The sequence below is a fragment of the Micromonospora sp. NPDC005194 genome, assembly GCF_040608335.1.
In the GTDB taxonomy this organism is placed as follows: domain Bacteria; phylum Actinomycetota; class Actinomycetes; order Mycobacteriales; family Micromonosporaceae; genus Micromonospora.
In genome coordinates, this window is the sequence record NZ_JBEXIA010000001.1 from 289,007 (window position 1) to 311,706 (window position 22,700).

Here is a 22,700-nt window from a genome sequence, read left to right on the forward strand (position 1 = left end):
CGCCCGCCCCGGCGCCACTTCATCCGTCGACGTCTCGGAGCCGCCATGACCACCCCTGAGCAACCCACGACACCGGCCGACCTGGTCGCCCGCTGGCTGCGCCTGGTCGCGGCGGACGCGGAGCTGTCGCCGTACCTCATCGGGGTTGATCTGGGCCGGCTCGCCGCGCACCTGGTGACCGTGCTCGATGGAGAAGCAACCGGATGGTGCGGTCTGGGCTGGTCGGAGGCGCAGCACCGGCGGGTCGTCGACTACCTGGAGGGCGTCCTGAGGGCAGCCGAGCTGCCGGACGGCCAGATTGCCCAGGTCAGGCGAGCGTTCGAGGTGAGCGCGTGAGCCTCGCCGCCGCCTGGGCGTCGGTCGACGAGCGGGCGGCCGGCGACTTCTGGTGCACCCTCGAAGACCGCCGTCCCGGCCTGCTGCCCAACCGTGAGGCGCCGCTGTTCTTCGCCGCGCTGAGCAGTCTCGTGGCCGGCGGTGACGATCGGGCGGGCCGCGCGGTGCTGCTCATGGTGCTCGGCCGCGCGTACCGTCGCTACGACCTGCTTCCACACGCCACCACCGTCGGCGACGCGCTGCTCGCCACCCTGGCCCGGCACGCACCGCATCCCCTGTGGACGACCGTCGGGGAGCGCGCCGTGGACCGCGCCACGCACGCCGTCCGTCGCGCCGCCGCCCGCGTCGGCGACGGCCCGGCCTGGTGGCCCGCCCAGGTGATCGGCCACGAACGGCCGTCGCCGGGCATCGCCATCCTGACGGTACGTCCCTGGCGGCGGCTGCCCCACCACCCCGGCCAGGCCGTCCCCGTCTGCACACCACGACTGTCCGGCCGCTGGCGCTGGCTCTCCCCGGCCAACCTCCCACGCGCCGACGGCACCGTCGAGCTACACGTCCGCGCCGTACCCGCCGGCGCCGTCTCCCACCGCCTGGTCCATGACGTACGCCCCGGAGAGCTGCTCTGGCTCGGCCCACCCGGCAACACCGGCCTACGCCTCGACCCGACGCGTACCGGCGACCTGCTGCTCGTCGCCGGCGGCACCGGTCTCGCGCCGCTGCGCGCCCTGGTCGAACAGGTCGCCGCCGCACCGGACGGCCGGCGGGTGACCCTGGTCGTCGGCGTTCGCGCCTTCGTCGACCTGTACGACGCGATCGCCCTCGACAAGCTGCAACGCGCGCACGACTGGCTGACGATCGTGCCGGCGTTCTCCGACGATCCCTGCGCCGAGCCGGCCGAGCAGGGCGACGCGCTCACCATCGCCCTCGATCACCACCGCCCCGACCAGGACGTCTACGTGTGCGGCCCGCCCGCGATGCTGGTTGGCGCCCGATCGCGGCTGCTGGCCCTCGGCATCCCCGCCGCCCGCCTCCACACGCCCGCGACCTTCACCCACTGATGGGAGATCTACTTCCTCCTATCCGAAAGCACGAGTAAATCGGTCCAGCGTTGGGCCCTCATCTTGTTAGCCTGACCGTCAATCCACGATCGTGGGAGATGAACATGGCCGGTAATTGGGAAGCTGACCGGGCCGCCCGCTTCTTGCGCCGACTCGGCAAGTCCGCCGCGGAGTTGGGCGAGAGTGGGGGAACGACGACCTGTCCCGACGTCTGGGAGTTGTCCAACGGTGATGTCGCGGTCATCGGCCGCGATCTGACCGACGTCCTTACGACTCGGCTGCCCGAAGGTGTGAGCGTCGGAGCCGACGAACGGGTGGTCGTCATTCCGCGAAGCATGCTCGTGGCCGCCAAGCCGGACATCCCGGATGCGTGACCTACTGGGTGGGGCCGAGCGGCAGCGACTGAGCCTTGCCGAGTACGACGCCGACTTCTACGCCACCGTCGAGTCGACCGACGGGCCCATCCTCAAGACCGAGCGGATCCAGACCTTCCGCGAGCCGGGAAGCCCCAGCTGGGAGGCGTACGCAGACGGTCGATGGGAGGATGCTCTTCGGATCGCCGCCGAACCGAACCCGGAGCTGGTCGCGTTCTTCAAGCACCTCGACCAGCTCGGTTCCGGGCTCCGGCGCCTGCGGATCGTCGAGCTGCCGCTGACGCCGTACCTGACCTGGGAGCTGCATTTTCTTCGCTACCGAGCCCAAGCCGGTGAGCAGATCCGCGTGCTGGACGCGCGTTCAGTCAGCGACTGGGAGGCTGCGGCCGGCACCGTTCCGGAGCTGATGGTGGTGGGCAGACGAGCCGTCTACGAAGTTCTCTATGACAGCTCCGGCACGCCGACCGGTGCCGAGAAGAGCGTGGAGCCGATGGTGGTGCAAGCCTGCCGAACCGAGGTCCTGGGCCTGCTCGAAAAGGCTGAGCCGTTCGAATCCTTCTTCGTTCGGGAGGTCGACGGGACAAGGCCGGCCGGGCCGCAGCTGTAGTAACCTGCCTCCACAGCGAGCGTGGAGGCAGTGTGCCCCGACTCCGGATGATCTCTGATCTGGCCCGTCGATCCGCCGCGTCAACGACCCTGGCCTTTGCCGTCCTGGCGATGCTGGCAGCCGTGCTCTTCTCGCCCGTCGTGTTGCTCTGGATCGGCAGGCGGCCCGGGTACGACTGGCCGCTCTTGGGCAACGTCGGTCAGACGTACGGTGCCGCGTCGGCGATTCTCGCGGGCCTCGCACTCATCGGGGTGGTCTCGTCGCTCAGGCTGCAGGCCCGGGAGGCCAAGGCGGCCCGGGAGCAGGCGCTGCGTGCGCTGCACACCGACCTGCTCAAGATGGCCATCGACGATCCCGCCCTCCTCGAATGCTGGGGGCCGATCGAGGACGCCGCCGACGTCGAATGGTTCCGCAAGCACGTCTACGCGAACCTGATCGTGTCTCACTGGCAGCTGATGTGGGAGGTGGACGTCCTCGCCGCGCCGCATCTGGAAGTGCTCGCCGACCAGTTCTTCAAGGGACAGGTTGGCCGCCGCTTCTGGGCCGAGGCGCGTGGCCCTCGGATGAAGGCCGAGACGTCGCGGCGAGCGCGGCGCTTCACGTTGACTGTCGACCGCCGCTACCTGGCGGCGGTCGCAGCAGGGCCAGCGGAGAACGGGCCTCGTGAGGCTGCGCGGACGACCGGTTCCGCGAGCATGTCCGAGAAGGCCGCCAGGGACGGCCGTGTCACCGCCCTAGCTGTCGGCGTCGTGCTCGGTGCCGTAACCGTCATTGCCGGTCGCCGTCTCCGCCAGGGCACCCCGGCCCGCCGCGACGGGTGAGGCGTCAGTACGTGTCGCCGAATTCGCGGACCCCGTCGACGTCCAGCGTGATCCGGTCGTTCTCGGTCCACTGGCCTGCGGGGGCGAGCCAGCTCGGGTCGTCGCGCTCGTCGATGTCGCTCCAACTGTGCCGGTGGTGGCGTAGCTGGATCGGCCCGGTCGACGCGCCCGGGGCGAGCGTCCCGCCGGTGAAGGTCAGCTCGACCCAGCCGGGGATCGTGGTGCCCGGGACCGGATAGCCGGGCGGCATCCCCGGTGGGACGAAGAACAGCACGGTCTGCCGGACCTTGTCGCAGCCCAGCGCGGCCCAGTCGCAGTTGGTCACCAGCGAGGTGTTGCCGCCCTCGAAGCGCAGGTGGTAACGCACCCGGACCGTGCTCAGGTCGAGCGGCCCGCCGCCGGTGTTGGCGACCTGGAGGACGTACTGGATCTGGTTGTTCGTCGGTGACCAGTCCAGGTTGCGGTAGCTGACCGTGGCACGGCCGGCGGCGGTGCGGACGGCCGTCGTGGGGGAGCTGTCGGAGTAACCGCCGGACGCGCGGGCGGCGACCGCGATCCGGTACGTCGTGCCGGGCGCCAGGTCGGTCAGCGTGAGGGTGGTGGCGGTGGTGGTGCCGAGGAGGCGGTACGTGTACGGGCCCAGCGGCACCTGCACCTCGTAGGTGATCGGGCCGTCGCCGGTCGGCTCACCCGCCCAGGCGGCGGGCGTCCAGGTCAGGGTGAGCTGGTGTGGCTCGTTGGTCAGCACCGTCGGGCTGCCGGGGGTGGTCAGCGCCGGGGTGTCGTCGGCGCGGGCGGGCGCGGCGGCGAGCAGGCTCGCCAGCGCGGCGAGGACGACGACGGTGACGCGGCGGGCACGCATGGCCCGAATCGTACCGACAATGGATAGGTGTCAATGCCTGTTCCCACGTGGTGGCGGCAACGAATTGGGGGCACGCATCCGTGTCCCAATAGCGCATTGTCAGAATGCCGCACCCAGTCCACCGGGCGTTATTTCCATACGCTGACCCGTCGCGGTCACCGCCCCGGTCCGTTGGTCGACGTCGGCTCAGGAGCCGCCCTGGCGTTGGATCCGTCCGTCGCCGGAGACCTTGGCCCGACCCAGGTCGCGTTCAGTGCCAGCGGGGCCGGTCGCGGTACGGCGGTGCCGTTGGTCGGGCGAGTGCTCCACGGTCGAACCCTGGCGGCCCGCAGCGCCGCTGCCCGGATGGCGCCGACCTCGCGCCGACTGGCCACCACTGTCGTGTTTGTTCTGCTTGTGGCTACCCATGCAGCACGCGTACCCGGTCGCCGGGCGGCTAGTCCTGAGCCCGCTCCCGCTTGATACCGCGATATGGCGTCAGCGGCCCGTAGGTGGGCGTCCCCGTCCGTAGCGTCTAACGGCAGGCGCAGGATCGGAAAGGGGCGACCATGCAAGTGACCGAAGGTGTGCTGGTGCCGGGTGAGCAGGTTCCGGTGACCGTGCGGGTCGATCGGTGGCGGGTTGGGCTGCCACCGGATGCGTGGCCCGACAGCCTCCCGTCGACCGGCGTGATCTGGCGGCGGGACGTCTTTGCGGTCGCCGAGGCGTACCGGGCCGGGTCAGCGAGCGCGCGGCAACTGCTGGCCGCCGTGCTGGCCTGGGCCTACGGACCGATTGGGTACGGGCCGTGGCGCGCCGCCAGGTCGCTCGCCGCCGACCCGCAGGGCAGCCGTCTGGCGTACGCGATCGAGGGCGTGTCGGGGCCGGCGCCTGACGACGATGCGCTGGGTAGGGCGTACCGCCGCTTCCGTGACCCCGACCAGGCTCGGCTGCCGTGGTTGGGGCCGGGCCTGTTCACCAAGGTTCTCTACTTCGTCGGCTACCGGCGTGGCGTGGGCGGTGTGCAGCCGTTGATCCTCGACCGCGTCGTGGCCAGCCGTCTCCCCGCGGAGGCCGGTGTCGGCCGCCCGAACGGCTGGTCAGCCGAGGAGTGGCTGGCCTATCTGCGCTGGGCGGCCGAGCAGGCCCACCGCCGCGGTGTGGAAGCGGACGCGGTGGAGATGGCGCTACGCCGTGGCGCGGAGGCGGGCGTCGAGGGCGTCGAGGTCGGGGACGAACCAGATGTGCCCGGCCTGGTTCGACTCGTGCACCAGGGCCCGTAGCGCCGAGCTGCCGTCCAGGTGCGCCGAGATGTCACCGACGACGGCGAGCCGCAGCCGGTAGTTGACGAACTTCTGCATCACGTCGCCGGCGAAGCGGGTGCCCAACGAGAAGAAGCGTTCGTCGAGTCGGTTGGCCGGCACTGCGACCACCTGCGCGCCTGCGAAGGCCGCGCCGATCAGGTCCAGCGCGTCCTGTTCGGTGGCGACGGTCGGGCCGGCCGGGTCGCAGACCAGCACCGGCACCCCGGCGCGTTCCTGGATCTCGTCAGGCATCGTGGACCTCCCGGTCGAGTAGGCCGTTGTCGGCATTGAGGACGGCGTCGAGCAGGTGCAGCACCTCGGCCGTGCCTGCGGGATCACCGAGGATGATGATCTTCAGGCGGCGGCGGTCATCGTCGTGCACGGTCTGCACCCGCAGCGGCCGGGCCGGGTCGTGCCCGGTGTTGACGCTGGCCAGCACGAGCGTGCCGAGCCGGTCGGCGGCGACCCGGTCGACACCGTCGATCTGCACGATGCTCGACACCTCGGCCTGGCCGGCCACGGTGGCGGCGGGCGGCCGTCCGGTGAGCGCGTCGAGGTCACTGGCGGCGATCCGGTACTGCTTGCCGATCCGCACGGCGTGCAGCCGGCCGGAGCGGATGTAGCCGCGCACCGTCCGCACGTGCAGGCCGAGCCGGTCGGCAACCTGCTCTACCGAGTACATTTCTTCCGTCATCGTTCCCTATCCTACCCTCACAGGGAAGGATGGGGATTCATCGGTTAGTCGTCGGCTGTCGGCTGTCACCGTCCGATGGCCGGGACGTCGTGGTTGGTGAGATCAACGACGCCCCCACCACAGGGCGCGAGGTGAGGACCGACCGCCCGCTAGATCGGAACTAGCGGGCGCCGTTCCGGGCCGGAATGTCGGTGGGATCGGCTTGACTGGGGTCGACGAAGGGGACGGAATGGCGCAGGTACGCATCCAGCCGTGGCGCGAGGACGACCTCGACCTGCTGCGGCAGCTCAACTCACCGGACACGCGCAGACACACCGGCGGCCCGGAGACCGACGAGCAGGTGCTCGCCCGACACGACCGGTACGTGCACTTCGCCGAGGGCGGCCAGGGGTGCATGTTCACAGTGGTGCTGCCGAACGGCGCGCGGGCGGGCAGCGTCGGCTACTGGGCCCGCGAGTGGCGCGACCAACCGGTGTACGAGCTGGGCTGGGCGGTGCTGCCCGCGTACCGGGGGCAGGGGCTGGCCACCGCCGCGGTGCGCGCGGCTCTCGACGTGGTCCGCGCCCGACGGGACCGGCGCTACGCGCACGCGTACCCGTCCGTCGACAACCCCGCCTCGAACGCGGTCTGCCGCAAGGCGGGTTTCATTCTGCTGGGCGAGACGGATTTCGAGTACCCACCCGGGCACCTGATGCGTGCCAACGACTGGCAGCTCGACCTGACCGCCCCGCCGACCGACGGCTCCTGACCCGGGCGAAGAGCGCCATACCGCAGAGTCGTCCGGACGGCTCTGCGGTATGGCGCTCGAAGGACAGGTGCCCGCCGGGCGGCGGGCTCAGGTCAGCGGGGCACGTAGGCGAAGGTGTCCGGGTTCGGGCCCTGCCGCCCGGCCTCGCCCTTGTTCAGTGCGGTGATCCGCTCCATCGCCGCGTCGTCCAGCTCGAAGTCGAAGATGCGGGTGTTCTCCTCGATCCGCTTCGGCGTGGTCGACTTCGGGAAGATGATGTCGCCGCGCTGCACGTGCCAGCGCAGTACCACCTGGGCCGGGGTGCGGCCGAACTGCTCGGCGATGTCGACCACCGTCGGGTCGTCGAGCACCTTGCCCTGCGCGATCGGCGACCACGCCTCGGTGGCGATGTCGTGCTCGCGGCCGTAGGCGCGGACCTCGTCGTTGGTGAAGTACGGGTGCGCCTCGATCTGGTTGACCGCCGGCACCACGCTCGCCTCGTCGATCAGCCGCCGCAGGTGCGCCACCTGGAAGTTCGACACGCCGATCGAGCGGGCCCGACCGTCGCGCTGGAACTCCTCCAGCACCTTCCAGGTCGAGACGTAGTCGCCGTCGTACAGCGTCGGCAGCGGCCAGTGGATCAGGAACAGGTCGATGTAGTCCATCTTCAACGCGGCCAGCGTCGAGTCGAACGCCTTGCGCGCGTCGTCCGGGAGGTGGAAGCCGTTGTTCAGCTTGCTGGTCACGTAGACGTCGCCCCGGTCGAGGCCGGACATGCGGATCGCCTCGCCGACCTCGGCCTCGTTGCCGTACATCTCGGCGGTGTCGATGTGCCGGTAGCCCGTCTTCAGAGCCGTGGTCACCGCCGCGACGGTGTCCTTCGGCTCGATCTGGAACACACCGAAGCCGAGCTGCGGGATGGTGGTGCCGTCGTTCAGGCTGATATCAGGAATCGTGAGTGCCACTGCGGCTCCTTCGCGTCTTCGTTACCCATCATCCATACCCGCGCGGGTGGACGATTCACCGTCCAACGCGAGGTGACGAGCGCAACGTTGGCCCGCTTCACCCGGTTGTGTCGAACAACACCGGCCAGGGCCGTGCCGCCGGCACCGAGGGTGGCGTGGGCGGCGCCGGCTCGGCGACGGCCAGCACCTCGGCGGCGAGCTGCCCGACCATCGGGGCCGCCGGATGCGCCGACCGTTGCGGCCAGACCGCCGAGGTGCGCTTCGTCAGCGAGGTGTCGGCGATCGGTCGCCAGGCGATCCGGGGTTCCCGGCGAGCCAGCGTCGCCGGCTCCACGGCCACCCCACCGCCGGCCAGCACCAGCCCGAACAGGAATTCCGGGTTGCGTGCCGGCCGCACCCGCGCCGGCCGCCACCCGTGCCGCCGGCACACCGTGAGCAGGTGGTCGTGCCAGCCCGGCGCGGTGGCCCGGGGCGCGGCCACCAGGTCAAGGCCGGCCAGCGCCGCGAGCGGCACCTCCCGGCCTCGGGCCAGCGGCGAGGTCCGCGGCAGCAACACCCCCAGGGGTACGTCCACCGGGGCGCCGAAGCGCAGCCCGTCCGCCTCGACCGGATGGTGTACGAGCCCCACGTCCAACCGCCGCTCGGTGAGCATCCGCACCTGCTCGGCGGTGGTCAGCTCGTGCAGCTCCACGTCCAGGCCGGGTGCCCGGCCGGTGAGCTGGTCCAGCAGCGCGCGCAGCGTCACCGCCGGGGTCTCCGGCGGCACACCGGCACGCAGGATGCCCAGTTCGCCCGCGCGGACCTGCCCCATGAGGTTGCGCAGCCGGCCCTCGCCGGCGAGCAGTTCCTCCGCCTCGGCGAGCAGCAGACCGCCGGCGGTGGTGAGCCGCACCTGGCGGCGGGAGCGGTCGAACAGCTCGACCGCGAGTTCCCGTTCCAGCCGCTGGATCGACTGACTCAACGGCGGCTGGGCCATCCCGAGCAGTTCGGCCGCCCGCCCGAAGTGCAGCTCGTGGGCGACCACCACGAAGTGCCGCAGGTGCCGGAGCAGGTCCACGGCCCGGACCCTACGCCAGCGGCGGAGCACCGCCACTGGATACCGTGCCCGGGTGGACGTCAGGGAGCGGATCGAGGCCATCTTCGCGGGCGTCGGGGTGACCGCCAGCCTGCACGCCGTGGACCTGGACGCCGTGGACGTGGACGCCGTGCACCCGGACGCGGTGGACCGGCAGGTCGGGGTGCGGGCCGACGAGCAGGTGGTGATCGCGTCGATCTTCAAGATCCTGCTGGTGCTGGAGTTCGCCCGGCAGGTCGACGCCGGCCAGCTCGACCCCACCGAACGGGTCCTGGTCACCGCCGCCGACCGGCTCGGCGGGTGGGGGCTGGCCGGCTGCGTCGACGACGCCGAGGTGTCGCTGCGCGACCTCGCGTACTTCGCCATGTCGGTCAGCGACAACACGGCCGCCGACCTGCTGCTGCGCCGGGTCGGCCCGGACCTGCTGCCGATGCTCGCCGCCGAGCTGGGCCTCACCCGCACCCGCGTTCTCGGCGGTCCTCGGGAGCTGGTCGAGATGATGCTCGCCGACGTGGGGGCGCGGACCGAGGCGGAGTTCGCCCGGATCTTCCCGACGCTGCCGGCGGAGCGGGTCCAGGCGATGCGGGTCTTCGACCCCGCGCACACCACCAGCAGCACCGCCCGGGAGATCACCCGGCTGCTCACCCTGATCTGGCGGGACGAGGCCGGCCCGCCGGCGGCCTGCGCGATGGTCCGCGGCTGGATGGCCCGGCAGCTCTTCTGGACCCGGCTGGCCGCCGGCTTCCCGCCCGGCGTCCGGGTCTCCGGCAAGACCGGCACCCTGCCCGGCCTGCACCTGGAGGCCGGCGTCGCCGAATATCCCGACGGCGGCCGGTACGCCATCGCCGTCTTCGCCCGCGCCGACGAGCTGACCCCGCGCCGGATCGACGTGGACCTGGCCATGGGAAAGGCCGCCCGCACGGCTGTCGAGGCGCTGCGCGGCGACTGAGTTTTCCGAGCGTCCGAGCGCCGAAGGGCAGTCGCTGAGCAGGCACGATATGCCATGACGTATCGGAGCTGGCACCCTTCGATCTTGGACTGGGACGCGGTGGCGCTGGTTGGCTCGTGCCGACCGATCAACCGAGCACGGGGAGTAGATCCGCATGTCCAACCTCGACCGCCGTCGCTTCCTGCGGGACGCCGCAGCCACCACCGCCCTGGTCTCGGCCGGCGGCCTCGCCGCCACCTCGACCACCCCGGCCCAGGCCGCGCCGCCGGCCGCCGCGCCGACGCCCGAGCGCCGCCGCACCGGCGCGGTCAGCTTCCGCTGGTGGGGTACGGCCGGCTGGCGCATCGACATCGCCGACCGGACCGTCCTGGTCGACCCGTTCCTCAGCCGGATCGACACCGGGCTGTTCACCGGGGCGTTCACGACGGACACCCCGTTGACCGTGCGCGCCGACGTGATCGACCCGCGCGTCGAGAAGGCCACGACCGTCCTGGTCACGCACACCCACTGGGACCACTACATGGACGTCCCGTACATCGCGGCGCGTACCGGCGCGCGGGTGTTCGGCACGCTCACCGCGTACCACCTGGGGTTGGCCTCCGGGGTGCCGTCGACGCAGCTCAGCGCCGTGAAGGGCGGGGAGGTGCTCGACTTCGGCGACCACAGCGTCGAGGTGGTCGGCTCGCTGCACAGCCGCAACGCGTCGTACTCCGTGGCCTTCCCCGGAGTGCGGGTGAGCCAGCCGGCGCGGCCGGCGACCATCGCCGACCTCCCGGAGGGCGACACGCTGGGCTACCTGCTGCGGGTCGAGCGCGGCCCGTCGGTCTACTTCACCGGAGCCAGCGACGTCGCCGAGCGCAACCTGACCGGCCTGGCGCCGGACGTGGCGATGGTGGCCATGCAGAGCGCCACCACCACCGGCGACTACCTGCCCCGGCTGCTGGCCGGTCTGGACTACCCGAAGGTCGTGGTGCCGGTGCACTGGGACAACTTCGAGACGCCGTTGCGGAACCCGCCGGTCGTCGCGCCGGCCGACCGTGACCGGCTCGACGACATGATCGCGGCGGTGCGTCGGATCTCGCCGCGCAGCCGGGTGCTGGTGCCCGAGTACGAGACCGCGTACCACTTCTGACCGGTTCCGGGCGGGCGTCCGCGCCCGCCCGGTCAGCCGGCGGCCAGCTCCGCCAGGGCGCGCACCGACTTCCAGTTGCGGGTGGTGGCCACCACCCCGAGCTTCTTCTCCAGGTAGGCGTTGGTGAACTTCGTCCGGCCGTAGCTGCCGTCGGGGAAGTGGAGGAAGACCTCCCGACCGGTCACCGTGAACGACACGTTCTCACCGCCGGGCACGGCGAGCGCGTCCACAGTGGCCTTCGCCGGAGGGGTCGCCAGGAAGGCCACCAGCAGGAGCTTCGGATCGTCCTCGACCTCGGCGTACGGGTTGCCACCCGCCACCGCCGCCAACTCCCGGCCGCTGCGGACCAGCACCGGCACGGTCAGCCCCAGCTCGTCGGCGAGCGCCCGCTCGATGCCGGCGGCCAGCTTCTCCGCGTCGCGCACGGTGCTGCCGAAGGCCACGTTGCCGCTCTGCAGGTACGTCTCGACGTGCTCGTGCCCGAGGTCGGTGACGATCCGGCGCAGGTCGGCCATGGCGAGGCGGGTGGTGCCGACGTTGACTCCGCGCAGCAGCGCGACGTACCGGGTCATGGCTCCTCCTGGGTGCACGGCCGACCGGCTCAGCGTAGGTCGGGCGGCCACGGTCCGCCGGGAGCCACCAGGCCCGTTTCGTGTACGACAAGCGGCGCCCCCCGACAGGCCGCCCTGGCCGCTACCGTCGATGGATGCGATTCGCGCGCCCGGTCGGGCTGCTCCTGAGTGCCGCCGCCGTGCTGCTCTGGGCGGTCGGCATGACGGTGTGGCAACCGTTGACCGAGCCGATCGGCCCGTGGTCGGAGCGGCTGCCGGGCAACAACGCCTACTGGGCACGGGATCTGCGGTTCGTGGCGATCGTCGCGATCGTGCTCGGGCTGCTGCTGGCCGGCCGGGGGCAGCTCCGGTGGAGCGCTCCGGCGGTCGTGCTCGGCGGGCTCTGGATCGCGGCCGACGTGGCGATCGACCGGGCCGACCCGGCCGGCACGGGGTCGACCATCCTGCTCGCCGTCTCCGGTGCGGCGGTGCTCGGGGTGCTGGCGGCCGTCCTCTCGTGGCGGGACCGCGGCCGGCCCCCCACCACCGACCGGCGGGTGTTGACCGGCACGGCCTGCGTGGCCGGGGTGCTGGCGGTGGTGGCCGCCGGCATCGAGTCTCCGACCGACCGGGAGCCGGAGCTGACGGCGGCGGCCTTCGCCACCGGCGTACTCCTGGTCGCCCTGACCGTCGTCGTCGCCCTGGCGGCGGCACCGGCCCGCACCCGGGGCCGCTGCCTGCTGGCCGTCGGGCTCGGCGCGGTCGCCATCGGCGGTGTCGCGCTGGGCCGGACGGTCCCGCCCGGCCCGCGCATCCTGCCGATGATCGCGCTCGGCGCGGTGCTGCTCACCGGCGTCACCCTGCTGGCGTGGGACTGGCCGGGCGGTCGGCCGGTGTGGCGGCGGCACGCGCGCTAGCTACTCCACGACGGGCAGCACGACCTCGTTGCGGCGCAGGAACCACGGCTTCCACGGCGGGTCGAAGCGCACGTACCGGATCGCGCCGGTCGGTTGCAGCCCGGCCGCGGTCACCGACCGGCCGAGCATGGTGGCCCGCTGACTGAACGCCTGCTCCGTCCACCGCCCGGAGAACCGCATCGCCGCCGCCAGGCGTGCCGGAACCTCGCGGATGCGCACCCGGGTGTCCACCGGCTCGGGCAGGGTGGCGGTGGTGAAGGTGGCCGGCATGACGAACTGGATCAGGTACGCGCCCGGCCGCTCGCCCTCGATCTGAACCACCGGCACGGTCATGGCGATCTTCTCCGAGTCGTTGGCCGCCGACATCGCCGGCCCGGCCGAGCCGATCGGGTGCCGGGCCCGGTTGGCGCCCCCGATGTAGGCGGCCAGCGGCCGGAACGCCTCGATCGGGGCCCGGGTGAACGACGCCTGGATCTGCACCTCGGCCACCAGGTGAGCCGGGTAGCGGCGCAGCTCGAAGCCGGGGTGTCGGGACACCACCCGGTACGGCTGCTGCTCGGTCATCGCGCGCTCCCAGGATCTCCTGGGACAGACGCTACCGCCCCTCCCGCTCCCGCTCGGCCGAAGTCGGTTGTCCCGCACCGGGGACGACGACCCGCCAGTACTGGCGTTTGCCCTCGTCGCGCAGCACCACCCCGAGCCGGCCCAGCTCCCGCCGCAGCTCCCGGGCGTCGTCGCGGCGGTCCCGCTCGATGGCGCGCTCCCGGGCACGCAGCAGCGCGTCCGCGCCGGCGGGCAGACCGGGCAGGTCGGGCACCCACAGCCGGTACGCCAACCGGTGGGGATCGTCGTCCGCCCAGGCCCAGCCGTGCGCGCGGAACGCGGCGGCGAGCCGGGCGGCGGGCAGGTCCGTCGACTCCCGGACCAGTTCCGCCCCGTCGGGGTCGAGCAGCACCAGGTGCTTGTCGGCGACGAAGACGACCCGGGTGTCGGCGCGTGCGACGGTCCGGTTCTGGTCGGCGCGGCGCAGCCGGACCTGCGCCGCGTCGACGCTGACGATCAGCCGTTCGGCGGTGCCGATCCCGGCGAGGACCAGGCCGGCCAGGGCGCCCACGGCGATCGTGCCGGCGGTGGCCTGCGGCTCGGGCAGCCGGTCCAGCCACTCGACGAGGTCGCTGAACGGCACCCAGGGCAGCCGGGCGAGCCAGCCTGTCGTCGCCGCGAGGAGCCATCCGGCCCCCGCGCCGAGCAGCGGGAAACCACCCCACAGGACCGCCAGCTCCAGCGGCCCGCCGCTGACCGTGGTGCGCGGACGGTAGCCGGCCAGGTCCATGGTCAGGACACCTCGCGGCGGAGCGTCCGGACCATGCCGACGGCCAGTGGCAGGACCATCCAGACCAGCAGGGACACCGCCATCCGCCCCCACTGCTCACCGGTGAGCGCGTCGCTGCTGAACAGCGGTTCCATCGTCTTGTTGGTGTCCAGCCAGCCGGATGGGCCGCGCAGGGGCCGGACCATCTCGCCGAGCACCGCCCACAGGGTGGGCAGCAGCAGATACCCCACGATCGCCAGCGGTGGATTGAGCAGCAACAGACCGAAGGCCGCACCCATCAGCACGCTGGCGACCTGGAGGATCGCCGCGTTCAGCAGCAGCGACCAGTCGAACTGCCAGGTGCCCGCGCCGCCGGTGGCGGACGCCACGAGCGTGCCGACGGCGGCGACGGCCAGGCTGGCCAGCACCGAGGCGAGCGCGGTGAGCAGCACGGCGATCAGCTTCGCCCCGATCACCCGCTCACGGCGGGGCACCAGGGCGTACGTCGTGAGGGCGGTGCGTTGCGACCACTCGCTGGTGATCGACAGGATGCCCAGCACCGGCAGCAGCACCGACACCGGCAGCAGCGAGGGGACGAAGAAGTCGAGGAAGGTCTGGTCGGCGTCCTTGGCGTAGATCAACTGGAGCGTGACGATCACGGCGGTGACCAGGCCGATGGTGATCAGCAGCCAACGGCCGGCCCGGGTGTCGACGAGCTTGCGCAGCTCCACGGCGGTGAGCCGGAGCAGCGACGGACGGCGTACCGCCGGGTGCTGCCGGGGCGCGACGACGCCGGCGGCGGGTGCGGTGGTGGTGGTCATCGGACGGCCTCCTTGGTGGACTCGCCGGCGGTGAGGGTGAGGAAGAGCTGTTCGAGGCCACCGCTGCCGGCGGGGCGCAGCTCGGCCAGGGCGACGCCCGCGTCCGCGGCGGCCTGGCCGACCGTCTCGGCGTCGGCCTGCACGAGCAGCCCGTCGGTGCCGTCGGTGGCGCTCAGACCCGCCGCGCCCAGTGCCCGGCGCAGTGCCGCGCCGTCGCGGGCCCGCACGAGCGTTCCGCCGCCGGCGAGCAGTTCGTTCTTGTCGCCCTGGGCCACGATCCGGCCGCCCCCGATCACCACCAGCCGGTCCGCGACCGCCTCCACCTCGCGCAGCAGGTGGGAGGAGAGCAGCACGGTGCCGCCCCGGTCGGCGAAGTCGCGCAGCAGGCCGCGCATCCAGAAGATCCCCTCCGGGTCCAGGCCGTTGGCCGGCTCGTCGAGGATCAACACCCTGGGGTCGCCGAGCAGCGCGTGCGCCAGCCCGAGGCGCTGGCGCATGCCCAACGAGTACGCCCGTACCCGACGCTTCGCCGCCACCGCGTTCAACCCGACCAGGTCGAGCTTCGCGGCGACCTCGCGCCCGTCCAACCCCATGGTGTACGCGGACAGCGTCAACGCCTCGCGGCCGGTGCGCCCGGCGTGCTGGGCGGAGGCGTCCAGCAGCACCCCGACCTCGCGCCCCGGGTTGGGCAGGTCGCGGTAGGGGCGCCCGGAGACGGTGGCCCGGCCGGCCGTCGGCGCGGTGAGCCCGCAGATCATCCGCATGGTGGTCGACTTGCCGGCGCCGTTGGGGCCGAGGAAGCCTGTGACCGTGCCCGGTTCGCACTGGAACGACACGTCGTCCACCGCCGGGTGTGGCCCGTATCGCTTGGTGAGGTTCTCCACGGTGATCATGCCGACGAGCGTGCCCGCGCCACCCGGCCATCCGCTGCGGCCGCCGGTCGGTGCCGTACCGACCTTGGTCGACGCTCCGGTCGATACTTTGGTAGCTGGCTGCCGGCGCCCGTTGCTGCCTAGCATGGGCGCGTGACCAGCCTCGCCGTCCCGGAACACCCCTGGCTGCTGCCGGGGGAGCTGGTCGTGCCGGGCGAACGTGACCGGGCACACCCGCGTCGCACCACCCGCGACTGGGTCGTGGACGGCCTCGCGTTCCTGGCCGGGCTGCTCTGGGTGCTGTTCACCACCGTGGACGCCCTGTCGCCCGCCCCGGAGACGGCGATTCCGTTGCCGCACGACTGGATGGTCGGCGTGGACGCGCTGCTCGGGCTGGCCTGCTGCGGGCTGCTCTGGGTGCGGCGGCGGTGGCCGCTCGGGTTGGCGGTGGCCACCCTGCCGCTGAGCGCGTTCTCGTTGGCCGCGGCCGTCCCGCTGCTGATCTTCTACTTCACCGTCGTGGTGCACCGCCGCACCGCCGTCGCGATCGCGCTCACCGGTGCCGGCCTCGTCACCAACCTGGTCTTCAGTTGGACGCGCCCGGACCCGAGCTGGCCGTACTGGGCCACCGTGGCGTGGGGTGCGGTGATCACGATCGCCGTGCTGGCCTGGGGGATGTTCGTCCGGGCCCGGCGACAGTTGATCGTGTCGCTGCGGGAGCGGGCCGAGCGGGCCGAGGCCGAGCAGCAGTTGCGGGTCGCCCAGGCCCGGCACCTCGAACGCACCCGCATCGCCCGGGAGATGCACGACGTGCTGGCCCACCGGATCTCGCTGCTGAGCCTGCACGCGGGCGCGTTGGAGTTCCGCCCCGACGCGCCGGCCGACGAGGTCGCCCGCGCGGCCGGGGTGATCCGGGGCAGCGCACACGCCGCCCTGCAGGACCTGCGGGAGGTCATCGGTGTGCTCCGCGCCGACGGCGGCAACGTCGGCGACGCCCCCGAGCCGCCGCAGCCCACCCTCGCCGACCTGCCCGCCCTGATCGCGGAGTCGCGCGCGGCCGGGATGCGGGTGAACGTCACCGACACCGTGGTCGCGCCGGCGGCCGTGCCGGCGGCGCTGGGGCGGGCCGCGTACCGGATCGTGCAGGAGGGCCTGACCAACGCCCGCAAGCACGCGGCCGGCGCGGCCGTCACCGTGGACGTGGCCGGTGGTCCGGGCGCCGGGCTGACCGTGGCGATCTCCAACCGGTGGCCGTTGGGCACGCCGGCCGGGGCTGAACTGCCGGGTGCCGGTGGTCTGCCGGGCGCCGGCACCGGGCTGGTCGGCATCACCGAGCGGGTCACTCTGGCCGGAGGCCGGTTGGCGCACGGGCGGGACGAGGCTGGCGACTTCCGGTTGGCCGCCTGGCTGCCGTGGCCGGCGTGACCGGGCCGTCCGGCGGGGCCGGGGAGGCCACCGCGCCGGTGCGGGTGCTGATCGTGGACGACGACGCGCTGGTCCGGGCGGGGCTCTCGATGATCCTCGGCGGCCTGCCGGACCTGCGGGTGGTGGGCGAGGCGGCCGACGGCGGCGAGGTTCCGGCGGCGATCGCCGCGTACGCCCCGGACGTGGTCCTGATGGACATCCGGATGCCCCGGGTCGACGGGCTCACCGCCACCGAGGCGCTCCGCGCGCGACCGAACCCGCCGGAGGTGCTGGTGCTGACCACCTTCGACGCCGACGAGCAGGTGCTGCGGGCGCTGCGCGCCGGCGCGGCCGGTTTCCTGCTCAAGGACACCCCTCCAGCGGACATCGTGCACGCGGTACGCCGGGTGGCCGCGGGGGAGGCGACGCTCTCCCCGACGGTGACCCGCACGCTGATCGACCACGTGACCGCCGCCGCCCCGGGTCTGGCCGGACCGGATCCGCGTCGCGACCGGGCGCTGCTGCTGCTCGGCGGGCTCAGCGAGCGGGAGCGTCAGGTGGCGGTCGCGCTGGGGCGGGGCCGCACCAACGCGGAGATCGCGGGGGAGTTGTTCATGAGCGTGGCGACGGTGAAGGCGTACGTCTCCCGGCTGCTGACCCGGCTCGATCTCAACAACCGGGTCCAGGTGGCCCTGCTCGTGCACGACGCCGACCTCGTCTGAGCGCCCGTTAGGGGGACGATTAGGGGGCCGGGGGTTGAACTTTCATCCGATGCCGGCCGTACCACTGCCCGAGGATGTCGGTGCGGTGAATCCGCCGTACCGCTGCCGAGCTGCGGGAGGCCTGCCGTGCGTGTTGGTGAGCAGTCGACGGATCCCATCGACCAGGTGCTGGGTGAGGTGCCGCTGCCGGCGCCACTGACACCCGAGGATGTCCGGCTCGCGGTCCGGGCGGTGGTCGTGCACACCGCCGAGGAGTGGCCGACCGGGCCGCTGTGTCGCAACGACGGCGCCTCCTACCCGTGCCGACTGCACCGGTGGGGGCGTCGGGTTCTGGAGACACACGGGCTCAACGAGCGGCAGATCGAGGCGTTGATCCAGCACGGCAACCCGTTCGTGCACGTGCCCTTCCCGTTCACCGCGACCGGGCCCTCGTCCGCGCGTCCCACCGGCGCCCGGCCGGCGGCGACCGCCGGCTATCCGGCGCCGGCTCCCGGCCGCGCTGGGCTGCCGGCGCGACACCAGGCCGCGCGGGTCACCCCTGCGGGGGTACGACCTGCCTCTGCCGGCCGGCCGGTGACTCCCCCCGTCACCGCGCCGCGCTGGCCCCGGGCTAGCTGAACGGCGTTACCCCCGCCCGCCCTGTCCGGGGCGACACGACGTCGGCCCGACGCGGAGATTCCCCACCCGCGCCGGGCCGACGTCACACCGGCCGGCTCGTTCAGTCGTTACCGGCGCCGACGCCGCAGTCCGGCGCGGACCAGCTCGTCGTGTTCGAGCTGCGGTCGCTGCTGTTTTCGCGCCGCGAGTCGACGTGCACGTGGTCGTCGTGGTCGGGGTAGCCCGGTCCGTAGATCCCGCTGAAGCCGTTGTCACGGGCGCTCTTGGCCACGCGGCAGAGCGAGGACGTCCGCGAGGTGACGTCGGCGGCGTTGCCGTACAGGTGCTGGCTGTCCGACGCGCCACCGACCTGGTTGTTGCAGGCGCGGCTGCGGAATCCGCTCGACACGTTCAGCGGCTTGTCGCCGAGGCTCTTGCGCAGCGCCTCCAATTTCCACATGGTGCGCAGCGCGTTCTGCTTCGTCTGGTCCGCCGACAGCGGACCGCCGCTCCACCCGCTGCCGCCGCAGCCGTTGTCCAACTCGTTGTAGGTGAAGTGCGCGGGTGTGCAGTCGTCGTCCTGGAGCTGGTACAGCTTGGCGTAGGTCTGCGGCCCCGCGATGCCGTCGGCGCGTAGCCCGTACGCCTGCTGGAACCGCTTGACCGCGGCGGCGGTCTTCGGTCCGTAGCGACCGTCGTTCTCCACGATGTCCCGGTAGCCGGCCCAGCCGGCAACCCGGATCTGCAGCTGACGGACGTCGTCGCCGGAGCGCCCCTGGTACAGGTTGCGGTTCCAGGTGTAGCAGCCGTCCGCGTACGCTGCCGGCGCGGCGACCACCGATGCGATCGCTGCCCCGGGCAGTGCCAGGGCGAAAGCGACAGCAACTCGCTTCAAGGTGTTTACGCGCACAGAAGTCCTCCCGATAGGAGAGCGAATGGGGTTGCTTCGGGACATCGACCGGGACGTCCCGTGATTTCCACCCTCGCACTGATCCGTGCGCTACGCGGCGATTAACGGGAATTGTCCTCACGATTCGTTGTTTCTGGGCACTGGCTGTGAATTCGACTGATTTGCGAAACAGCCACTGCCCCCTGATCGCCCCGGTGGCGCAAGAACCACACCGAACGTCGCATTCGGCCACACTTAGGGTGATGTTCCTCGCCCGTCGGGGGCCGGTAACGTCAGCCCCGGGCGACGGACTGGCGGAGGTGCACGTGGCACGCGGTGGCGTCTTCTGTGTCGAGGGTCAGTGGCACCGCGACCTCAACGAACGCGGTTCCGTGTTGCCCACCCTCGAACTGCTGGAGCGACTGGGCAAGATCCGCTTCATCCACAAGGACGCGGCTACCCGCGACGAGCTGTTCTACTTCCTGGACCGCTGGCTGCTCAAGCAGTACGCCGACCACCGCGTCGGCTTCTTCGCCATGCACGGCGAGCCGAGCCGGCTCTGCCTCACCGACTGGCAGTCGGTGGAGCTGAACGAGGTGGCCGAGTTGATGGCCGGCCGCTGCGAGGGACGCCGGCTCTATTTCGGCAGCTGTTCGGTCCTACGCGCGTCGGACGCGGTGTTGCGCGAGTTCCTGGAGGTCACCGGGGCCGCCCTGATCTGCGGTTTCACCCGGGACGTCGACTGGGTCGAATCGGCCGCCTTCGAAACCGTCCTGCTCGACGTGCTGGCGAACGGGCAGCGGCACAATGCCGCCGAACTGCGGATGGGCTCCGCGCACTGGGCGCCACTGGCCTCGTACCTCGGCTTTCGAGTGATCTATGCCAACGGCCGGGCCTGGCGCCCGGCCGGCCGGCCCCGCGTGCCCACCCAGGCGGTGCCCCGCGCCGCTGCCGGCCCCCGCTGATCGGCCGCGGCCGACCTGCCGCCCTGCCGCCCTGCCGCCCGGCCGACCTGCCGCCGCTGGTCGGTGGCCACCCTGGTAGGAACGAGTGATGGCGCCCAGCATCGCGAAGAACACCCGGGTCGACCGGGACACCCTGCTCGACTTCCTCCGGCCTCGGCACCGTGTCGTGCTGATGACCACCCGGGCCGACGGCCGCCCGCAGTCCTCCCCGGTCTCCGCCGGCATCGACGGCCAGGGCCGGCTCGTCGTGTCCACCTACCCCGAGCGGGCGAAGGTGACCAACATCCGTCGTGACCCCCGGGTCTCGGCCTGTGTGCTGTCCGACGACTGGAACGGCCCCTGGGTGCAGCTCGACGGCACCGCCGAGGTGCTGGACCTGCCCGAGGCGCTGGAGCCGTTGGTCGAGTACTTCCGCAGCATCTCCGGCGAGCACCCGGACTGGGACGACTACCGGGCGGCCATGGTGCGCCAGGGCAAGTCGCTGATCCGGGTCACCATCGACGCCTGGGGCCCCATCGCCACCGGCGGCTTCCCGGCCCGCCTCGCCGACTGACTGCGCCTACTCAGTACGCGGCGGTGACCGCCACCCCAGGCCCGGCGGCGCTCGAACCCCTGAGCGCGCCCGCACCCGCCGGATGGGTTGGCGTGCTGTAGAGCTGCCCCGAATATGGGGCGGGCGATGGCGGCGGGGCGTCCGTCGTGCGCGGGTGCCGTGCTGTAGAGCTGCCCCGAATATGGGGCGGGCGATGGCGGCGGCGCGTCCGTCGTGCGCGGGTGCCGTGCTGTTCCCCGCGACCTGGCTTCTGCGTGCTGCTTCCTGCGTCCCGCCCGCTGCGTGCGGTTCCTTGCGTGCTCCCCGCTGGGTCTGCCCCATATCTGGGGCAGCTCTACAGGGGGCGAGGGGAGGTCGGCCGTCGGTTGCGGCAATCGTCAGTACGCGGCGGTGAACCGCGCGTTGACGTACCGGGGCTGCTCGATCTCGTCGACGATCGCGACCGCCAGGTCCTCGTAGGTGAGCACCGACCGGCCCTGGTCGTCGGTGACCGGCTGGTCGGTGCCGGTGCGGTAATGCCCGGTGCGCTCGCCGGGGTGGAACTCCAGCGGCGGCGGTGAGACGTAGGTCCAGCTCACCCCGTCGGCAGAGGTGCGGTAGTAGTCCAGGGCGTCGGCCTGGCCCAGCGCCGCGTCCCGATACTGCTCCGGGAAGTCCGGCTCGTCGAGGATGCGGGTGCCACGTGGCGTGAGCAGGGTGGACCCGCCGCCCAGGTGGATGATCCGCGGTGCGGCCGGCATCGACCGCAGGGTGGTCACCAGGTTCTCGGCGGCGCTGCGCCACAGCCCGCGCTCGCCGCCGCCGATCGCCACCACCAGAGCGTCCGCCTCCGGCGCCAGATCCCGGACACTGCGCTCGCTGGTGGCGTCGCCGGTGACCGTCCGCACCCCCGCCGGCAGGTACGAGGTGGCCTCCGGGCGGCGGACCGCGGCGATCACCCGGTGCCCACGGTCGGCCGCCTCGGCGGTGACCCGCGACCCGGCGGTGCCGCCCGCGCCAAACACGACGATGGTGCTCACCAGCCCAGGCTAGGGCCGACTCGCCCCGGCGATGCCGTAATGACGAACCCCGCGGGGCGTTCGGGGGAACGTCGGACTGGCGTGGATCGACTACGGTGAGCCGAGCAAGATCCATTGACCTGAACGGGGAATCCATGAAGCACCTCTCCGCCCGTCGCCGGCTGCTCGCCTGGACAGTGCCTGCCGCCCTGGCGCTCGCCGTCGTCCCCGCCCTGCCGGCTCAGGCCGCACCGATCAGCACGCCGACCACCGCTGTCACCGGCCCGGTCGACAAGGACCTCAACGGTGACGGCGTACCGGACCTGGTGACCGCCGGCGGCACCACGACGGGCCTCGACTCCGGCGTCTGGGCGGCGCGGGGCCGGATCAACGCGACCACCGGCGTCGGCACCGGCCGGGTGAAGGTCCCGGCGGTGAACATCGGCATCTACGGCAACGGCGTCACCGGCAACGAATCGCCGGCCGACTTCGACGGCGCCCAAATGATCACCGGCAGGTTCTTCGGCACCGCGAACCAGGACTTCCTGGCCTACTACCCGGGTGGCGACAACGCCGGTGGCGGCGTCATCATCAAGGGTGTCGGCGACGGAACGATGGCCAAGCCCTACAACGCCTCGGTCAGTCTCGCGCGCGAATTCCTGGCCGACGACTACGGCAACTCCCCGATCCAGCTCGTCAACGGGTACGTTGCGGACGGCGTCGGCGACGACATCCCCGACCTGCTCGGGATCGTCGGCGACACGACGAACGGCTACCGACTGGCCTACTACCCGAGCGTCTGGGCGGCGGGCCTCTACTTCAGGGTGGCGTTGAACACCACCACCCCGACCGGCGGCAGCGACTGGCAGAACTGGACCCTGGCCAGCACCGAGTTGGCTTCGGGCGTGGCCCTGGTGCTGCGCAACGCCACCACCGGCGACCTGTACCTGTGGCAGGGCGTGACGATGACCGACAACGGCGACGGGACCGGCGCGCTCGCCTACACCCAGTACCGGCTCGCCTCGGGCTGGAACACCGGCGTGGCGGTCAGCAGCCTCATCGCCGCCGACCTGAACGCCGACGGCGTGGTTGATCTGTGGGCGGTGTCCCCGGACGGCAGTGTGCGGGCGTACCTGATCTCGAACCTCTCCGCCACCCGGCCGGCGAAGATCCGCGCGATCCAGGCGCAGCAGCTCGGCTGAGCCGCGGTGCGGGC

General features: G+C 72.3%; 28 protein-coding genes. 16 read left to right on the forward strand and 12 right to left on the reverse strand.

What is annotated here, in order from left to right; translation table 11 throughout:
* Nucleotides 1-45 precede the first annotated feature (45 nt).
* The 5 genes from ABZU53_RS01345 to ABZU53_RS01365 all read left to right on the forward strand — a co-directional run bounded on the left by ABZU53_RS01345 (nt 46) and on the right by ABZU53_RS01365 (nt 3,196).
* Entirely contained in the window at nt 46-336 is a 291-nt protein-coding gene (locus ABZU53_RS01345) for a hypothetical protein (RefSeq protein ID WP_355063145.1), read from the forward strand.
* Nucleotides 333-1,394, forward strand: a complete 1,062-nt coding sequence (locus tag ABZU53_RS01350; RefSeq protein WP_355063147.1) for an FAD-binding oxidoreductase — start codon at nt 333-335, stop codon at nt 1,392-1,394. Before ABZU53_RS01345 ends, ABZU53_RS01350 begins: the two co-directional genes overlap by 4 nt.
* Before the next feature lie 98 nt (nt 1,395-1,492).
* Nucleotides 1,493-1,768, forward strand: coding sequence for a hypothetical protein (locus ABZU53_RS01355; RefSeq protein ID WP_355063149.1), 276 nt, complete (start codon nt 1,493-1,495; stop codon nt 1,766-1,768).
* On the forward strand, nt 1,761-2,375 hold the full coding sequence (locus ABZU53_RS01360) for a DUF6879 family protein (protein ID WP_355063151.1): 615 nt from the start codon (nt 1,761-1,763) through the stop codon (nt 2,373-2,375). Before ABZU53_RS01355 ends, ABZU53_RS01360 begins: the two co-directional genes overlap by 8 nt.
* Before the next feature lie 47 nt (nt 2,376-2,422).
* Entirely contained in the window at nt 2,423-3,196 is a 774-nt protein-coding gene (locus ABZU53_RS01365) for a DUF6082 family protein (protein WP_355063153.1), read from the forward strand.
* Nucleotides 3,197-3,200: 4 nt separating this feature from the next.
* On the opposite strand, the gene ABZU53_RS01370 is transcribed toward ABZU53_RS01365, so the two are convergent.
* Nucleotides 3,201-4,058 carry a cellulose binding domain-containing protein gene (locus tag ABZU53_RS01370; RefSeq protein ID WP_355063155.1) on the reverse strand — a complete coding sequence of 286 codons (858 nt, stop codon included), beginning with the start codon at nt 4,056-4,058 and terminating at the stop codon, nt 3,201-3,203.
* 548 nt (nt 4,059-4,606) lie between these two features.
* Between ABZU53_RS01370 and ABZU53_RS01375 the strand changes: the two genes are divergently transcribed.
* A complete protein-coding gene (locus tag ABZU53_RS01375) occupies nt 4,607-5,320 on the forward strand; it encodes a hypothetical protein (RefSeq protein WP_355063157.1) in 714 nt (237 codons plus the stop codon).
* Here ABZU53_RS01375 and ABZU53_RS01380 read toward each other — a convergent pair.
* Both ABZU53_RS01380 and ABZU53_RS01385 read right to left on the reverse strand, forming a co-directional pair.
* Entirely contained in the window at nt 5,225-5,593 is a 369-nt protein-coding gene (locus tag ABZU53_RS01380) for a DUF4180 domain-containing protein (RefSeq protein ID WP_007456005.1), read from the reverse strand. The two genes, ABZU53_RS01375 and ABZU53_RS01380, sit on opposite strands and share 96 nt — an antisense overlap.
* A complete protein-coding gene (locus ABZU53_RS01385; protein WP_355063159.1) occupies nt 5,586-6,035 on the reverse strand; it encodes a helix-turn-helix domain-containing protein in 450 nt (149 codons plus the stop codon). Before ABZU53_RS01385 ends, ABZU53_RS01380 begins: the two co-directional genes overlap by 8 nt.
* Before the next feature lie 229 nt (nt 6,036-6,264).
* Between ABZU53_RS01385 and ABZU53_RS01390 the strand changes: the two genes are divergently transcribed.
* Nucleotides 6,265-6,783, forward strand: coding sequence for a GNAT family N-acetyltransferase (locus ABZU53_RS01390; RefSeq protein ID WP_355063161.1), 519 nt, complete (start codon nt 6,265-6,267; stop codon nt 6,781-6,783).
* Between the two features lie 92 nt (nt 6,784-6,875).
* On the opposite strand, the gene ABZU53_RS01395 is transcribed toward ABZU53_RS01390, so the two are convergent.
* Together ABZU53_RS01395 and ABZU53_RS01400 are read right to left on the reverse strand one after the other, a co-directional pair.
* Complete coding sequence (locus ABZU53_RS01395; RefSeq protein WP_355063163.1) at nt 6,876-7,727, reverse strand: aldo/keto reductase; 852 nt, start codon at nt 7,725-7,727, stop codon at nt 6,876-6,878.
* Nucleotides 7,728-7,824: 97 nt separating this feature from the next.
* Entirely contained in the window at nt 7,825-8,784 is a 960-nt protein-coding gene (locus ABZU53_RS01400) for a LysR family transcriptional regulator (protein ID WP_355063165.1), read from the reverse strand.
* 52 nt (nt 8,785-8,836) lie between these two features.
* On the opposite strand from ABZU53_RS01400, the gene ABZU53_RS01405 reads away from it, so the two are divergent.
* Entirely contained in the window at nt 8,837-9,751 is a 915-nt protein-coding gene (locus ABZU53_RS01405; protein ID WP_355063167.1) for a serine hydrolase, read from the forward strand.
* A gap of 154 nt (nt 9,752-9,905) precedes the next feature.
* Nucleotides 9,906-10,883, forward strand: coding sequence for an MBL fold metallo-hydrolase (locus ABZU53_RS01410; protein ID WP_355063169.1), 978 nt, complete (start codon nt 9,906-9,908; stop codon nt 10,881-10,883).
* Nucleotides 10,884-10,915: 32 nt separating this feature from the next.
* On the opposite strand, the gene ABZU53_RS01415 is transcribed toward ABZU53_RS01410, so the two are convergent.
* Complete coding sequence (locus ABZU53_RS01415; RefSeq protein WP_355063171.1) at nt 10,916-11,455, reverse strand: DUF1697 domain-containing protein; 540 nt, start codon at nt 11,453-11,455, stop codon at nt 10,916-10,918.
* A 134-nt stretch (nt 11,456-11,589) separates the two neighbouring features.
* Between ABZU53_RS01415 and ABZU53_RS01420 the strand changes: the two genes are divergently transcribed.
* Complete coding sequence (locus ABZU53_RS01420; protein WP_355063173.1) at nt 11,590-12,351, forward strand: hypothetical protein; 762 nt, start codon at nt 11,590-11,592, stop codon at nt 12,349-12,351.
* Here ABZU53_RS01420 and ABZU53_RS01425 read toward each other — a convergent pair whose 3' ends face one another.
* Genes ABZU53_RS01425 through ABZU53_RS01440 form a run of 4 tightly spaced genes read right to left on the reverse strand, consistent with a single transcriptional unit; the run spans nt 12,352 to nt 15,377 of the window.
* A complete protein-coding gene (locus ABZU53_RS01425) occupies nt 12,352-12,915 on the reverse strand; it encodes a heme-binding protein (protein ID WP_355063175.1) in 564 nt (187 codons plus the stop codon).
* A gap of 31 nt (nt 12,916-12,946) precedes the next feature.
* A complete protein-coding gene (locus tag ABZU53_RS01430; RefSeq protein ID WP_354855847.1) occupies nt 12,947-13,684 on the reverse strand; it encodes a hypothetical protein in 738 nt (245 codons plus the stop codon).
* A 2-nt stretch (nt 13,685-13,686) separates the two neighbouring features.
* Nucleotides 13,687-14,484, reverse strand: a complete 798-nt coding sequence (locus ABZU53_RS01435; protein ID WP_355063177.1) for an ABC transporter permease — start codon at nt 14,482-14,484, stop codon at nt 13,687-13,689.
* Entirely contained in the window at nt 14,481-15,377 is an 897-nt protein-coding gene (locus ABZU53_RS01440; protein WP_355063179.1) for an ATP-binding cassette domain-containing protein, read from the reverse strand. The genes ABZU53_RS01435 and ABZU53_RS01440 overlap by 4 nt, the downstream gene beginning before the upstream one ends.
* A 132-nt stretch (nt 15,378-15,509) precedes the next feature.
* On the opposite strand from ABZU53_RS01440, the gene ABZU53_RS01445 reads away from it, so the two are divergent.
* From ABZU53_RS01445 to ABZU53_RS01455, 3 genes are all read left to right on the forward strand, one after another.
* Complete coding sequence (locus tag ABZU53_RS01445) at nt 15,510-16,781, forward strand: histidine kinase (RefSeq protein ID WP_355063181.1); 1,272 nt, start codon at nt 15,510-15,512, stop codon at nt 16,779-16,781.
* Nucleotides 16,769-17,482: a response regulator transcription factor gene (locus tag ABZU53_RS01450; protein WP_355063183.1), complete on the forward strand. Its 714-nt coding sequence runs from the start codon at nt 16,769-16,771 to the stop codon at nt 17,480-17,482. The genes ABZU53_RS01445 and ABZU53_RS01450 overlap by 13 nt, the downstream gene beginning before the upstream one ends.
* 126 nt (nt 17,483-17,608) lie before the next feature.
* Nucleotides 17,609-18,100: a hypothetical protein gene (locus ABZU53_RS01455; RefSeq protein ID WP_354855842.1), complete on the forward strand. Its 492-nt coding sequence runs from the start codon at nt 17,609-17,611 to the stop codon at nt 18,098-18,100.
* Nucleotides 18,101-18,200: 100 nt separating this feature from the next.
* Here the strand turns inward: ABZU53_RS01455 and ABZU53_RS01460 are convergent, their stop codons facing one another.
* Nucleotides 18,201-18,989 (reverse strand): D-Ala-D-Ala carboxypeptidase family metallohydrolase, encoded by a 789-nt coding sequence (locus ABZU53_RS01460; RefSeq protein WP_354855841.1) that lies wholly within the window; start codon nt 18,987-18,989, stop codon nt 18,201-18,203.
* Between the two features lie 305 nt (nt 18,990-19,294).
* Between ABZU53_RS01460 and ABZU53_RS01465 the strand changes: the two genes are divergently transcribed.
* Together ABZU53_RS01465 and ABZU53_RS01470 are read left to right on the forward strand one after the other, a co-directional pair.
* Complete coding sequence (locus ABZU53_RS01465) at nt 19,295-19,933, forward strand: hypothetical protein (RefSeq protein ID WP_354855840.1); 639 nt, start codon at nt 19,295-19,297, stop codon at nt 19,931-19,933.
* 88 nt (nt 19,934-20,021) lie between these two features.
* Complete coding sequence (locus ABZU53_RS01470; RefSeq protein WP_354855839.1) at nt 20,022-20,486, forward strand: PPOX class F420-dependent oxidoreductase; 465 nt, start codon at nt 20,022-20,024, stop codon at nt 20,484-20,486.
* Nucleotides 20,487-20,863: 377 nt separating this feature from the next.
* Here the strand turns inward: ABZU53_RS01470 and ABZU53_RS01475 are convergent, their stop codons facing one another.
* On the reverse strand, nt 20,864-21,505 hold the full coding sequence (locus tag ABZU53_RS01475) for an NAD(P)H-binding protein (RefSeq protein ID WP_355063185.1): 642 nt from the start codon (nt 21,503-21,505) through the stop codon (nt 20,864-20,866).
* Nucleotides 21,506-21,639: 134 nt separating this feature from the next.
* Here ABZU53_RS01475 and ABZU53_RS01480 point away from each other — a divergent pair, with 134 nt between their 5' ends.
* Nucleotides 21,640-22,686: a hypothetical protein gene (locus tag ABZU53_RS01480; protein WP_355063187.1), complete on the forward strand. Its 1,047-nt coding sequence runs from the start codon at nt 21,640-21,642 to the stop codon at nt 22,684-22,686.
* Nucleotides 22,687-22,700 lie beyond the last annotated feature (14 nt).

Coding starts and splice junctions, on each gene's coding strand:
- ABZU53_RS01415 (WP_355063171.1), bottom strand. CDS start 11,455: ATGACCCGGTACGTCGCGCTGCTGCGCGGAGTCAACGTCGGCACCACC.
- ABZU53_RS01440 (WP_355063179.1), bottom strand. CDS start 15,377: ATGATCACCGTGGAGAACCTCACCAAGCGATACGGGCCACACCCGGCG.
- ABZU53_RS01435 (WP_355063177.1), bottom strand. CDS start 14,484: ATGACCACCACCACCGCACCCGCCGCCGGCGTCGTCGCGCCCCGGCAG.
- ABZU53_RS01345 (WP_355063145.1), top strand. CDS start 46: ATGACCACCCCTGAGCAACCCACGACACCGGCCGACCTGGTCGCCCGC.
- ABZU53_RS01470 (WP_354855839.1), top strand. CDS start 20,022: ATGGCGCCCAGCATCGCGAAGAACACCCGGGTCGACCGGGACACCCTG.
- ABZU53_RS01390 (WP_355063161.1), top strand. CDS start 6,265: ATGGCGCAGGTACGCATCCAGCCGTGGCGCGAGGACGACCTCGACCTG.
- ABZU53_RS01480 (WP_355063187.1), top strand. CDS start 21,640: ATGAAGCACCTCTCCGCCCGTCGCCGGCTGCTCGCCTGGACAGTGCCT.
- ABZU53_RS01380 (WP_007456005.1), bottom strand. CDS start 5,593: ATGCCTGACGAGATCCAGGAACGCGCCGGGGTGCCGGTGCTGGTCTGC.
- ABZU53_RS01420 (WP_355063173.1), top strand. CDS start 11,590: ATGCGATTCGCGCGCCCGGTCGGGCTGCTCCTGAGTGCCGCCGCCGTG.
- ABZU53_RS01430 (WP_354855847.1), bottom strand. CDS start 13,684: ATGGACCTGGCCGGCTACCGTCCGCGCACCACGGTCAGCGGCGGGCCG.
- ABZU53_RS01410 (WP_355063169.1), top strand. CDS start 9,906: ATGTCCAACCTCGACCGCCGTCGCTTCCTGCGGGACGCCGCAGCCACC.
- ABZU53_RS01355 (WP_355063149.1), top strand. CDS start 1,493: ATGAACATGGCCGGTAATTGGGAAGCTGACCGGGCCGCCCGCTTCTTG.
- ABZU53_RS01365 (WP_355063153.1), top strand. CDS start 2,423: ATGATCTCTGATCTGGCCCGTCGATCCGCCGCGTCAACGACCCTGGCC.
- ABZU53_RS01360 (WP_355063151.1), top strand. CDS start 1,761: ATGCGTGACCTACTGGGTGGGGCCGAGCGGCAGCGACTGAGCCTTGCC.
- ABZU53_RS01370 (WP_355063155.1), bottom strand. CDS start 4,058: ATGCGTGCCCGCCGCGTCACCGTCGTCGTCCTCGCCGCGCTGGCGAGC.
- ABZU53_RS01385 (WP_355063159.1), bottom strand. CDS start 6,035: ATGACGGAAGAAATGTACTCGGTAGAGCAGGTTGCCGACCGGCTCGGC.
- ABZU53_RS01375 (WP_355063157.1), top strand. CDS start 4,607: ATGCAAGTGACCGAAGGTGTGCTGGTGCCGGGTGAGCAGGTTCCGGTG.
- ABZU53_RS01425 (WP_355063175.1), bottom strand. CDS start 12,915: ATGACCGAGCAGCAGCCGTACCGGGTGGTGTCCCGACACCCCGGCTTC.